This window comes from Bifidobacterium indicum (genome assembly GCF_036987015.1).
GTDB classification, from domain to species: Bacteria; Actinomycetota; Actinomycetes; order Actinomycetales; family Bifidobacteriaceae; genus Bombiscardovia; species Bombiscardovia indica.
The window spans coordinates 17878-30801 of the sequence record NZ_BTXM01000004.1 but is presented as its reverse complement, the minus strand read 5'-3'; the positions used below and the strand labels follow the sequence as shown (position 1 = coordinate 30801).

Here is a 12924-nt window from a genome sequence, read left to right as displayed (position 1 = left end):
CAGGCCGGACCCTCTCCCTTCGCGGACTTCGCTGCGAGCGCCAAGACCCACCGTCCACGTCCCGGAAGCCAAAGAATTCGGTCATATATTCAGATAATTTTCTATTGCTTTTCTATAATGTTTCCTGATGTGGTGCATGTCACATACCAAACGAGTCAAAGGAGCACAATGGTATACCGGATGATTTTCAACCAGGAAGCCTACTTCGGACGTGGTGCCATCAAGCAGATTCCCGAGGCCGCCAAGGCCCATGGCTTCACCAAGGCCTTCATCGTGACCGACCCGGTCCTTCTGAAGACCGGCACCGTCGCCAAGGTCACCGACGTGCTGGACGCTGCGGGCCTTCCCTATGAGATCTTCGACAACGTCAAGCCCAACCCCCCGGTGGAATGCATCAAGGACGGGGTCGAGAAGTTCAAGACGGCCGGTGCCGACTTCCTGATCGGCCTGGGTGGTGGCTCCCCCCAGGACACCTGCAAGGGAATCGGCATCATCGCCGCAAACCCCGAGTTCTCGGACGTGCTCTCCCTGGAGGGCACCGCCGCCACCAAGAACCCCTCCGTCCCGATCTTCGGCGTCCCCACCACGGCCGGAACCGCCTCGGAGACCACAATCAACTATGTAATCACCGACACCCGGGCGAAGCGCAAGTTCGTGGCCGTCGACCCCCACGACATCCCCCTGGCGGCCTTCGTGGACCCCGACCTGACCGACACCCAGCCCCGGTCCCTGAAGGTGGCCACCGGCCTGGACGCCCTGACCCACGCCATCGAGGGATACGTGACCCCCGGCGCATGGAGTCTCTCGGACTGTCTCTCCATGCAGACCATCAGGATGATCGCCGAGAACCTGGCCAAGTCGGCCGACGGTGACCTTGCGGCCGGGGAACAGATGGCCTATGCCTCCTACATCACCGGCATGGCCTACTCCAACGTGGGTCTGGGCCTGGTCCACGGCATGGCCCACGCCCTGGGTGGTCTCCTGAATGTCGCCCACGGCGTGGCCAATGGCATCCTCCTGGCCCCGGTCATGGACTACAACAAGGACTACACCGGCGAGAAGTACCGCGACATCGCCCACGCCTTCGGGGTCAGCGACTCCTACACCATGCCCCTGGAAGAGGCCCGCAACCTGGCGGTCAGCAAGGTCCACGACCTGACAGTGAGCCTGGGCAACCCCACCACCATCAGCGAGGTGGGCGCCAAGGAGAGCGATCTGGACAGCCTGGCAGCCAATGCCTTCAAGGACGTCTGCACCGGCGGCAACCCCCGCAAGGCCACCCAGGAGGAGATCCTGGGCATATACAAGAGCCTGATGTAGTTCAGGACTCCGGGTCCCTCCCCTGCCCGGCCTGTCTTTTCCGGGCGTTACCTTGAATGGCATGACCACCCAGGAACAGACGAACGAGGCAGGCCGCCGGGGGGAGGACCCCTCCGAGGCCGTCGGCGAAATGTACGAGTATGGGTACCGCAGGTCCAACTACGGACCCGATGAGCTGGTCACCGACGCCCACGGCAATCCGATTTCGGTCACCGAGGCCATGATGAGCGCCAAGGAGGCCGGCCAGGCCGAAACGGTGACCCCCCACCTCTGCTACTACTCCCCCAGGATCCCCGGCAACACCGGGTCGGCCATCAGGCTCTGCGCCGTGACCGGGACCATCCTCCACCTGGTGGAACCCTTGGGCTTCAACCTCAAGGACACCAAGCTGCGCCGGGCAGGGCTGGACTACCACGACATGGCGCATGTGGTACTCCACCCCGACTTCGACGATCTGGTCGCCTCCATGCCGGATTCGCGCATCATCGCCTTCACGGCCCACGCCACCAAGCTCTACACCGAGGTGGACTACCGGCCCAGCGACATCCTCCTGTTCGGACCCGAGCCGGGGAACATCCCCGACCCCATGGAGATCATGGCCGGCCCCCACGTGGCCGAGCAGGTCCGCCTGCCCATGCGCCCCAGCCTGCGCAGTCTGAACCTGACCAACTGCGCCTCCATCGCCATCTACGAGGCCTGGCGCCAGCTGAACTTCAGGGGCGGCCGCTGATCCCCCCCCCCCCGACTTCAGTTCTTGAAACTGTGGATGGGTGCGGGAATGCGGCCGCCACGGTTGATGAAGTCGGCACAGGAGCGCTCGTTGACCGGCAGGATGGGGCCGCCGCCCATGAGGCCGCCGAACTCGGCCGTATCCCCCACGCCCTTGCCGATGACGGGAATCAGACGAACCGCCGTGGTCTTCTGGTTGACCATGCCGATGGCCGCCTCGTCGGCGATGATGCCCGAGATGGACTCGGCACTGGTGTCTCCGGGGATGGGAATCATGTCCAGACCCACCGAGCAGACACAGGTCATGGCCTCCAGCTTCTCCAGGGTCAGGCTTCCCCCGGTGGCGGCCTGGATCATGGTCGCGTCCTCGGAGACCGGTATGAAGGCACCGGAAAGGCCACCCACATAGCTGGACGCCATGATCCCGCCCTTCTTGACCTGGTCGTTCAGGATGGCCAGGGCCGCGGTGGTACCCGGGGCACCCACCTGTTCCAGGCCCATCTCACGCAGGACCTCGCCCACCGAGTCGCCCACGGCCGGGGTCGGCGCCAGGGAAAGGTCGATGATCCCGAAGGGGACCTCCAGACGGCGTGAGGCCTCCTGGGCCACCAGCTGCCCCATCCTGGTAATCTTGAAGGCCGTGCGCTTGATGGTCTCGCACAGCTGGTCGAAGCTCAATCCGCGGGCCGTCTCCAGGGCGGTCTTGACCACGCCGGGGCCGGAAACGCCCACGTTGATGACGGCGTCGCCCTCGGTCACCCCGTGGAAGCCGCCGGCCATGAAGGGGTTGTCGTCGGGGGCGTTGCAGAAGACCACCAGCTTGGTGCAGCCGGAGCTGTCGGAATCGGCGGTGGCCTGGGCCACGGCCCTGATGACCCGACCCATCAGCGCAACGGCATCCATGTCGATGCCGGTCTTGGTCGAGCCCACGTTGACGCTGGCGCAAACCCGCTCGGTCTGGCTCAGGGCCCGGGGCAGGGACTTGATCAGGAGGCGCTCGGCCGGAGTCATGGACTTGGAGACCAGGGCCGAATAGCCGCCGATGAAGTTGACCCCGACCTCCCTGGCCGACATATCCAGGGCCTTGGCCACGGCCACATAGTCATCGACCGAATGGCAGGCCCCTGCGGCCACCAGGGAGATGGGGGTGACGGTGATCCGTTTGTTGACGATCGGAATACCGTACTGGTGGGTTATGGATTCCCCGGTCGGCACCAGGTCCTTGGCCACGGAGACGATTTTACGGTGGATGTTCCTGCAGAGCATGTCCACATCGTGGCTGGCACAGTCCAGGAGGCTGATACCCATCGTGATGGTGCGAACGTCCAGCCGCTCCCGGTCGATCATGGCATTGGTCTCTTGGACCTCATCAGGAGTAATCATGACGCAGCCCCCTCAGATCCTGTGCATCCGGGTGAAGATCTCCTCGCGCTGGCACCTGATGGAGACACCGATCTCCTCACCCAGGGCATCCAGCTCGCGGACCAGGTCATCGAACTCCTCCGTGCAGGAGGAGCAGTCGACGATCATCATCATGTTGAAGAACCCGTCGATGATGGTCTGCGATATGTCCAGGACGTTGATGGAGTTCCGGGAGAGGCTGGTGCAGACCCGCCCGATGATGCCGATGGTGTCCTGCCCCACCACCGTGATGATCGCCTTGTTCATGTAGTCCTCCTCAGCCCTGGTGTATGCCTGCGAGCCCACAGGATGGGCTCGGCCCTCCCGGGGGATCATGGCTCCCAAGCTTAGAGGAGGAGGCAGAAAAGGCCCGTGACGGGGCGGGACAGCCAGCCAGTCCGGCACGTGGATGCCGGGCCCGGCCTCAGCACTCCTTCCGGGCGGAGGAGGAGGGCAGGGCGGCCAGGGCCCTGGGCTCGTGGAATCCCCTGGCCTGGAAGCCATCCGCGATCTTCTGGGCCACGTCACGGCTCTTGCCGGCATTGACCAGGGCGATGACGGAGCCGCCGAAGCCGCCTCCGGTCATACGGGCCCCGTAGGCCCCCTCGGCCCGTGCCACATCCACGGCCAGGTCAAGCTCCGGGGAGGTGACCTGGTAGTCGTCGCGCAGGGAGTCATGGGAGGCGTCGAAGAGGCGCCCTGCCTCGTGCACATCGCCCCTGCCGAAGGCCTCGATGAACTGGTCGACGCGGGCGATTTCGGTGATGACGTGCCTGACCCGATGACGGGTGACCTCATCCGGCAGCCTGTCCAGGACCTCCTGGAGGGCGGCCGCGGGATCCCGGGAGGCGCTGACCTGGTCGGCCACCTGGCGGAGGTTATCCACCCCCAGGATCCGGGCCGCCTTCTCACAGGTGCTGCGGCGCTGCTCGTACTGCCCGTCGTTGAGCTGGTGCTGGGCCTGGGTGTCGACGACCAGGAGCTCCAGCCCCCTCTCCTTCAGATCGAAGGGGACCTGGGTCACGTTCTCCATGGCGGTGAGCCCCGGCCGGCAGTCCAACCTCAGGGCCTTCCCGGCCCGGCAGCGCATGGACGCGCTCTGGTCCATCCCCCCGGTGGATGCCCCGGCCATGTCGTTCTCGGCCTTGACGGCGGCCTCGATCAGGGTCACCCTGCCCTGGTCGCTCCCACCCAGTCCGAGGCCGAAGACCTCGTCCAGGGCCAGGGCCGTCGAGCAGGTCATGGCGGCCGAGGAACTCAGTCCAGAGCCGACCGGCACACAGGAGGCCAGGGCCATGTCGAACCCACCAACCTGGTCATAACCTGCTTCGCGCAGGGCCCAGGCCACACCCACCGGGTAGGAAGCCCAACCGGTCACGCCACGGGCCTGAAGACCGTCCAGGCCAACCTGGACGCAGGCATCCGGGGTCATGGAGGAGACCAGGCGGACCTGGTGGTCCCGGCGGGGGCTCAGGGCCACGAAGGTCCGGTGGGGCAGGGCGATGGGCAGACAGAGCCCGGCGTTGTAGTCGGTGTGCTCACCGATCAGGTTGACCCTGCCGGGGGCGCTCCAGACCCCCTCGGGTTCCTGACCGTAGACCCTGCGGAAGAGGGTGACCACCTGCTCCGGCCCCTGGCCGGCCTCTCCCCCGCTCCATGCCTCCAAAAACTGAACCTGCCTCATGATGCTCCTTTGAATCTGCGATGTGGTGAACCCCTGGTGACCCGAACGTGTGTGCCAAGCCGGCCCCGGCCCCTTCCGGGCCGGCACCTCCCCTCCCTGACGGGACGTGTCCTTACCCCTCGATGTCCAGCGGGCCAAGCTGGCGGAACCGCCGGGCGATCAACTCGGGTGTGGTGTCGGAGACCCAGGCGGCCATACCTGATTCGGACCCGGCGAGATACTTGATTTTATCCACAGCCCTCCGGAAGGAGAAGAACTGCATGTTCAGACGGTAGTCCTCACGGCGCGAATCATGAAGGGGCGCCTGATGCCAGGCGGCGATGTAGGGAAGGTCCATCCCCTTGCCGTCCCCCCTGTCGAAGAAGGCATTGCCCCGCTTGAGGAGGGTGGAGTACATCTGCGCAAGCCCCCAGCGCTCGTCGTCGTCGAGTTGGTCCAGGGTGAGGACCCCGTCACGGACAGGTGCGAGGTGGACCTCCAGAGGCCAGCGGGCCGCGGCCGGCACGTAGGCCACCCAGGTGGCGTTGCGGAAGACCAGACGCTCCCCGGCCTGGATCTCACCCTGAAGGATGTCATGCAGGAGGTTCCCGCCGGTGCGCTCATGGTAGTCATGACACTGGCGCAACTCCTGCTCCATCCGCGGGGCTATGAAGGGGTAGCAGTAGATCTGGCCGTGGGGGTGGGCCAGGGAGACCCCGATCTCCTGACCGTGGTTCTCGAAGGGGAAGATCTGCTCGATGCCGTCCATGGCCGAGATCTCGGCGGTCCGGAAGGCCCAGGCTTCCACGACCGTGCGCAGGCGGGTCACCGGCAGGCTGGCGGGAAGGGCATTCTCGTCGGGGTCGAAGCAGACCACCTCGCATCGGCCGGCGGCCTCGCGGACGGGCCAGAGGGGGTTACCGTCGACCAGCTGGGCCTGGCCTTCGGCGGGAGCCCGTCCGGGGACCTGCATCATGGACGGGAAGCGGTTCTCGAAGACCACCACGTCATAGTCGGTGTCGGGAATCTCCCCGTCCTGGTAGGGGTCACCGGGCTTCCTGGCTGCCAAAGGGTTCCCCTTGGCCGTGGCCTTGGGGCCGGCGGTGATGGGCCGGTTCATCCTGGCCGTGGACATGGGAATCCAGTCCCCGGTCAGGGGGTCACGGCGCATCTGCGGCGGCTGGAAGGGAACCTCCCTGCCCTGGGCATCCAGGTGGGGGGCAAACCGGTCGGGAAGGTCGCGCGGGTCATCCAGTCGCCTGGTCCTGGTCCCCGACACGTACTCCGGGTCATCGTCCAGGTAGAAGAAGCGACGGCCGTCCGCCAACCTGGTCGGGGTGATGCGGATGTGCTCGGAGGCATAGGCACCAGGAACATAACGCTGGGGCACAAACTGATCTGACTCCATTTTTTCGATATCCACCTTCCATGGCTCTTGACAACTCAAAGATTCACACAGATATACGAGTGCAGGCCCGAATCCGGGCGATCGGCCTCATTCCCGATCGGGGAGGTCCATCGGCTCCCCGAACCCGGAATCATGGACACCCTCGCTCGTGGGCACCAGGACCAGCTCCTTGACCAGCCCCCTGGTGGCCTCGGCCGAATGCCGGTCCAGCTCGTCGTCGGTGATGACCGTATCGACCTGGTCGAACCCGGCGAAGAGGGAGAGGGAGGTGCAGCTCCACTTGGTGTGGTCGGTCAGGATGATGGTCCGGTCGGCTATGTCCATCAGGGCCATGTCAGTGGCCGCCTCCAGGGAGTTGGGCATCAGGAAGCCGCGGGGTATGGAGACCGAGTGGGTGCCCAGGAAGACCGTGTTGACCCTGAGCGAGGAGATGACCTTGTCCGCGATGGGCCCGACCAGGGAGTTGGACCTGGTGATTACCCCGCCGGTGACGATGACCTCGACGTCCTTGCTTTCCATGGCCTGGACCAGCTCGGCCACGGGGATGGAGTTGGTGAGGATGGTGACCCCGGCGCACTGGCGACTTTCCAGGAGATGCTGAGCGAAGACGTAGGCCGTGGTCCCTCCACCGATGGCGATCACGTCGCCCGGGGAAACGTAGTCGATGGCCTTGCGGGCGATGGTGTCCTTGAGGCCCATGTCCATCTGCGACTTGACCGAGAAGAGGGGCTCCGCCAGGAGGGAGCTGGTCGTCACCGCGCCGCCGTGAACCCGCTTGAGCAGGCCCTTGTCGGCCAGATCGGCGATGTCGCGCCGAATGGTCATGGCCGAAACGCCCAGCTCCTTGGACAAGGCCGTGATACGGACGGCGCCACGGGTACGCAACCGGTTCAGAATCAGATGTTGGCGTTGTGACGATATCATTCGAACATTATCGCACACATTCGCCCAATAGTTCAAGTCGGGATTCTTCCCCCGGTCGCTCTTGTCAAGCCGGAAGGGAATAGGCGGTCAAAAGACGCCAGCCGGAACCGACAATCCGGCAATCCAGCCACTGCTCGCCCACCTGGATTCCCACGCCCGCACGGTGTCACCCTCCCGGGAGGGAAGCCCGGGCATCGAAACAGTCGCCAGGAAAGTGAACATCGGTTCTGAAAAACATACCAAAAAGTAACGTCCGTCTCCCGGCCCGGAACCCCGCGGCCGTTCCGGTTGCCCTAGCGGGAGGAACGGCCCAGGATCCGGCCCATTCCCCACCTGGTCACCTGGACCATGGCCTCAAGGACGATGCCGGTATCCATCTTGGAATGCCCCCGTACCCGATCCACGAAGACGATGGGGACCTCATGGACCCTGCCGCCTCCGGCGATGATCCGCCGGAGCATGTCGACCTGGAAAACGTACCCGCTGGAGTGCACCTGCGTCAGGTCGATCCCCGCCAGGGCCGGGGCGCCGTAGGCCCGCAGGCCGGCGGTCATATCCCTGACGGGCATCCCCAGGGCCATCCGGGCATACCAGGATCCCATCCGGGAAATCAGATCCCGGTACCAGGGCCAGTTACGGGTGCTGCCGCCCGGCACCCTGCGCGACCCGATGACCAGATCCACCTCGGGATGCCCCTGCGCATACCGCAGAACCCGGGCCATGTCCCGGGGGCGGTGCGACCCGTCCATGTCCATCTCGCAGATGAGGTCGTATCCCCGGGCCAGGGCCCACTGGAACCCCTCCACATAGGCCGGCCCCAGGCCCTGCCGCTCATGCCTGTGCAGGACCGATATCCGGTCGTCCCTGGCCGCCATGGCATCGGCGACCCCCCCTGTGCCATCGGGCGAATCGTCATCGACCACCAGGACCCGGACCGCGGGGCATGCCTTGAGGAGGCCCCCCAGGGTCGGCCGGATGTTCTGTACCTCCTGGTAGGTCGGCATGACCACCAGGGCCCCCCGCCCTGATTCCTTTCGCAAGGCGTCATTCATGGACATATCCCTTCCCCGGCACAAAGGCCCCTTCAGCGCTTCGTCCCGTAGGCCCCACGCCGGTAGGGCTCGGGATAGGGTATGTCGGCCTTGTCCATGCCCAGCTTGTAGGCGGCCCGGAGCGGCCAGTAGGGGTCGCGCAGGCTGGCCCGCCCGATCTCCACCGCATCGGCCCGGCCCTTGCGGACGATCCTGTTGGCCTGCTTGGCCTTGGTGATCAGACCCACGGCCGTAGTGGGGATCAGAACCTGGCTGCGAATCTGGTAGGAGAAGGGCACCTGATAATCGGGCTTGGCGGGGATGGTGACCCCGGGGACGATGCCGCCTGTCGACACGTCAATCAGGTCGACCCCGTGCAGTTTCAGCACCTTGGCGGTCTTGATCGTCTCCTCCAGGCCCCAGCCGCCGGTGGCCCAGTCGGTGGCCGAGATCCGCACCAGGAGGGGCATGCCCGCCGGAATCACGTCCCGTATGGCATCGGTGACCTGGATCAGGGCGCGCATCCTGCCGATCAGCCCGCCACCGTACTCATCCAGACGCTGATTGGTCAGGGGGTCCAGGAATTCGGAGAGAAGGTACCCATGGGCGGCATGGATCTCGATGCCCTCGAACCCGGCCTTGACGGCCCGCATGGCGGCCGAACGGAAGTCCGCCACGATGGTGGCGATCTCGGTCTTCGACAGTTCGGCCGGGGTCTCCATGTCACCGAAGGCGACGGGACTGGGGGCCAGAGTCTGCCACCCACCCTCGGAGGTCGGCACCGTGGCGTTGAGATAGCCGACGGATGCACACCCGGATGACCCCTTCCGCCCGGAATGGTTGAGCTGAATGAAGGGCTGGGCGCCGGCGGACTTGATGTCGGTGACGATCCCCTGCCAGGCCCTGGCCTGTTCATCGTTCCAGATACCCAGGTCGCAGGGTGATATCCTCCCCTCCGGGTTGACCGCGGTTGCCTCGGAGATGACCACGCCAAAGCCGCCCAGGGCCCTGGAAACATAGTGCTGATAGTGGAAGTTGGTCGGGATGCCGTCCTGGCGTACGGAGGAATAGGTATCCATCGGGGGCATCCAGACCCTGTTGCGAATCTTCAGATCACGCAGCTGCATAGGCTCGAAGAGGTCCGGAATGCGCCGGCCACCCTCGGTCTCGTCCCGGTCATGCTCCGCCGGGATATCCCCATGCGCTTTACCCTGGCTCATACCGCCTGCCTCTCTGTGGCATTGCAGGGACCCGGGTACAAGGGTGCAATCACTCTTTGCAACCCGTACCGGTCGCCACCTCAATGGCCACTTCCATGAGCTTCCCTATGCCTGTCATTGTAGGCATGGGGGCCGGATGGCAGGACTACCGGGCCTGCGGCCGCGCCGGAGCCACGGGCTCCTGGGGGTTCTGTGGCTGCGGGGTGGTCCTGCCCTGAGGGGCAGCGCCCCCGGCGAACCTGGGGTCGGGATTGCCGTACCCATTGTCGGGCTGGATGTTGGCCGCGGCCAGGTAGGTGTTCATGAAATCCTTCCAGGCCGGGGTGGCGATGTACATGCCGTACCAGGTGCCCATGGACCTGCCGTTGATGGTCTTGCCGGTGAAGGAGACCTGGCCTTCGGCGTTGCCCACGGTCACGAAGGAGGCCACCTGGGAAACGAACCCGCCGGTGGTCATGTACTTGTCCTCGTGGGTACCCGTCTTGGCAAAGGTCTTACGGCCTCCGTCCAGCTGGGTCGTGGCCGCCTCGCCACCTGGTTGGACCACACCCTGGTTCAGGGCATAGGCCACGGTTTCGGCAATGCCCGGATCGATCGCCTGGTGGCAGTTGGCCTTGGGCACCTTCAGGGACTTGTTGTTCTTGTCGACCACCCTGGTCATGGCGATCGGCGTGCAGGCCATGCCCTTGGCCGCGATGGTGGCATAGACGTTGGCCATGGTCAGGGGGGAGGCCTGAACGGAACCGATGGTCATGGGCGGCTGGAAGGAGTTGGCCGAATGGATGTCCATCTGGTCCTTGGGCGAATTGTGGTAGCCCATGTCCTTGGCCGTGTCGGCGATGGCGCAGAGCCCTATCTGCTGGGCCATGGAGGCCTGGGTGGTGTTGTGGGAGCGGATCAGACCCTGGAGGGGCGACTCTGGTGAGGTGGTGCCGCCGCCGGAATTCTCCACGTGCCAGTTCCCCGAACCGAACCCGTAGGAGGTCCCGTCTGGTTCCTGGCAGGAGAAGGCGGACTGATTGTAGTTGGTCGATGTCCGCAGGGGTTCGTTGATGGACTTCCCCGCCTTCATCCAGGCGGCCAGGTTGATGGGTTTCCAGGTCGATCCGACCGGGAAGCCCCAACCGCCCCCATCCACCTGGTCAACCGCGTAGTTGATGGCGGTACGGGTGCCGCCGCCGGAATTCTGGGTGGCGTCGTAGATCCTGTTGATGCCGAACCCCAGAACCTCGCCGGTGCCGGGCTTGATGGCCGCCATGGTCACCTCGAAACCGCTGGGGTCATCGACGGGAATCGTGTTCCTGGCCGCCTGCATGGCCGCCGCATTGGCGTTGACGTCCATGGTGGTGTAGATATCGAGGCCGCCCTCCTTGAGGAGTTTGTTGCGATCCTCCTGGGTCTTGCCGAACTCCCGGGAATTGAGGATCTGCTTGGTCACGTAGTCACAGAAGAAGGCGGCATCACCGGCGGCCTGGCAGCCCGCATCGACGCTCTGCACGTGGAGCATCTGCTCCAGGGGCTTCGCCTTGGCCTCGTCATGCTGCTTCTGGCTGATGTAGTCCTCCTGGAACATCAGGTCCAGGACGATGTCGCGCTGCTCCTGGGAGGCCTTGACGTCGACGGTGGGATCGAATCTGGCCGGGTTCTTGGTCACGGCCGCGATGGTGGCCGCCTCCCCCGGGTCCAGGTCCTTGGCCGACTTGTTGAAGTAACGCCTGGCAGCCGTCTCCACCCCGTAGATGTTGGTGCCGAACTGGGCGATGTTCAGGTACCCCTGGAGGATCTCGGGCTTGGAGTACTTCTTCTCCATCTGTACGGCGATCAGCATCTCCCGCATCTTACGGGCGATGGTCTCCTCCTGGGCGTGGTACTCGGCGATGGGGTCGTTGTTCTCCTCGGCCTGGTTCATGAGCACGTTCTTGACGTACTGCTGGGTCAGGGAGGACCCGCCCTGGGTGTCGCCCTGCTTGATGTAGGTCTGGATGAAGGCCCTCAGAACGCCCTGGGTGTCCACGCCGGCATGCTCGAAGAAACGACGGTCCTCCCGCGCCACGACGGCCTTCTGCATATAGCCCGAAACGTTCTTGATCGGCACCACGATCCTGTTCTGGGCATAGAAGGTGGCGATGACCGTGTGCCCGTCGGAGGCGTAGAGCCTGGACTGCTGGGGCAGATCGTTCACATTGAAATCGATGTTCTCGGTCTTCAAAGCCGGCATCAGGTTCTTGGAGGCCACATTGGCGCCGAAAACGGCAGGGAAGAGAAACCCCGAGACCACCACACCGCCTGCCACACAGAACAGGAGGTAGGCCAGGAGCAGGGTGAAGAAGCGGCGTACCGTCATGGACTTCTTTTTTTTGGGCATGGACTCCATACTAGAACTTCGGCTCTACCGACCAGGCGAGTCATGTCGACTTGTTCATGGGGTCCCTACATGCGCGAGCGCCGGATCAGGGCACCGGGCTGGTAGATGATGATGGTGCGGCCCTTGCGCGATATCCATCCCCGGTTCGAGAAGTCCATCAGGGCCTTGTTGACGGTCTCCCTGGAGGCCCCCACAAGCTGGGCCATCTCCTCCTGGGTCAGGTCGTGGGGAACCATCAACCCCTCCTCGAAGGGCTCACCGAAGCGGGTGGCCAGGTTGAGGAGGGTCTTGGCCAGACGGGCCGGAACATCCATGAAGACCAGATCGGATATGCGTTCGTTGTTGGTCCGCAGGCGGTTGGCCAGGACCTGGAGCATGTCGACGGCCACCTTGGGATGCTGGTTGAGCCAGTCGAAGAGGGCGTCATGGTCCAGGGCGGCCACCTTGGTCCGGTTGACCATGACCACGGCCGAGGCCGTCCGGGGCCCGCCCGTCGGGTCGAAGACGGGAATCTCGCCCAGGATCTCGCCACGCCCATAGATGCTGAGGAGCTGGATGCGCCGGTCGGCGGACTGCCGCACCAGCTTGACCCTCCCCTCCTCGATCAGGTACATGTGGTGGTCCGTATCGCCCTGGCGGAAGATGGTGGACCCCTTGGCCAAGGTGTATTCGTTCAGGCTTCCCAGGAGCTGATCCGCCTCATCCTGTGGCACCTGCTTGAACAGGGCGGTCTGCCTCAGCGCGTTTCCCTCTTCGGGAATCTCATTGGGCTTGTGAACCGCCATGCTTCTCCTCCTTGTATCACCAGGCAAGTCGTCATCGACCTCGCACCTGTATGGACGTGTCATCGACCACGCACCTGT

11 protein-coding genes are annotated in these 12924 nt (G+C 64.7%); 2 read left to right on the top strand and 9 right to left on the bottom strand.

Annotated elements, in window-relative coordinates; translation table 11 throughout:
- Positions 1-168: 168 nt before the first annotated feature.
- Together fucO and AACP59_RS08200 are read left to right on the top strand one after the other, a co-directional pair.
- Positions 169-1320, top strand: a complete 1152-nt coding sequence (fucO, locus tag AACP59_RS08205) for a lactaldehyde reductase (RefSeq protein ID WP_297316266.1) — start codon at positions 169-171, stop codon at positions 1318-1320.
- Positions 1321-1381: 61 nt separating this feature from the next.
- Positions 1382-2050 (top strand): tRNA (cytidine(34)-2'-O)-methyltransferase, encoded by a 669-nt coding sequence (locus tag AACP59_RS08200; protein WP_297316265.1) that lies wholly within the window; start codon positions 1382-1384, stop codon positions 2048-2050.
- 17 nt (positions 2051-2067) lie between these two features.
- Here AACP59_RS08200 and AACP59_RS08195 read toward each other — a convergent pair whose 3' ends face one another.
- The 9 genes from AACP59_RS08195 to AACP59_RS08155 all read right to left on the bottom strand — a co-directional run bounded on the left by AACP59_RS08195 (position 2068) and on the right by AACP59_RS08155 (position 12846).
- Positions 2068-3432, bottom strand: coding sequence for a PFL family protein (locus AACP59_RS08195; RefSeq protein ID WP_297316264.1), 1365 nt, complete (start codon positions 3430-3432; stop codon positions 2068-2070).
- A 12-nt stretch (positions 3433-3444) separates the two neighbouring features.
- Positions 3445-3717 carry an ACT domain-containing protein gene (locus tag AACP59_RS08190; RefSeq protein WP_297316294.1) on the bottom strand — a complete coding sequence of 91 codons (273 nt, stop codon included), beginning with the start codon at positions 3715-3717 and terminating at the stop codon, positions 3445-3447.
- A 157-nt stretch (positions 3718-3874) separates the two neighbouring features.
- Positions 3875-5134, bottom strand: a complete 1260-nt coding sequence (gene galK / locus AACP59_RS08185; protein WP_339350660.1) for a galactokinase — start codon at positions 5132-5134, stop codon at positions 3875-3877.
- Between the two features lie 112 nt (positions 5135-5246).
- Positions 5247-6521 carry a galactose-1-phosphate uridylyltransferase gene (galT, locus tag AACP59_RS08180; RefSeq protein ID WP_297316262.1) on the bottom strand — a complete coding sequence of 425 codons (1275 nt, stop codon included), beginning with the start codon at positions 6519-6521 and terminating at the stop codon, positions 5247-5249.
- Between the two features lie 87 nt (positions 6522-6608).
- Entirely contained in the window at positions 6609-7445 is an 837-nt protein-coding gene (locus AACP59_RS08175) for a DeoR/GlpR family DNA-binding transcription regulator (protein WP_297316261.1), read from the bottom strand.
- A 293-nt stretch (positions 7446-7738) separates the two neighbouring features.
- Entirely contained in the window at positions 7739-8497 is a 759-nt protein-coding gene (locus tag AACP59_RS08170; RefSeq protein ID WP_370466005.1) for a polyprenol monophosphomannose synthase, read from the bottom strand.
- Positions 8498-8529: 32 nt separating this feature from the next.
- The gene (locus AACP59_RS08165) at positions 8530-9696 is read right to left on the bottom strand and encodes an NADH:flavin oxidoreductase/NADH oxidase (protein WP_370466004.1); all 1167 of its coding nucleotides are present in this window, start codon (positions 9694-9696) and stop codon (positions 8530-8532) included.
- Positions 9697-9841: 145 nt separating this feature from the next.
- Positions 9842-12061 (bottom strand): transglycosylase domain-containing protein, encoded by a 2220-nt coding sequence (locus tag AACP59_RS08160; RefSeq protein WP_297316259.1) that lies wholly within the window; start codon positions 12059-12061, stop codon positions 9842-9844.
- Between the two features lie 65 nt (positions 12062-12126).
- Positions 12127-12846: a Crp/Fnr family transcriptional regulator gene (locus tag AACP59_RS08155; protein ID WP_297316258.1), complete on the bottom strand. Its 720-nt coding sequence runs from the start codon at positions 12844-12846 to the stop codon at positions 12127-12129.
- Positions 12847-12924 lie beyond the last annotated feature (78 nt).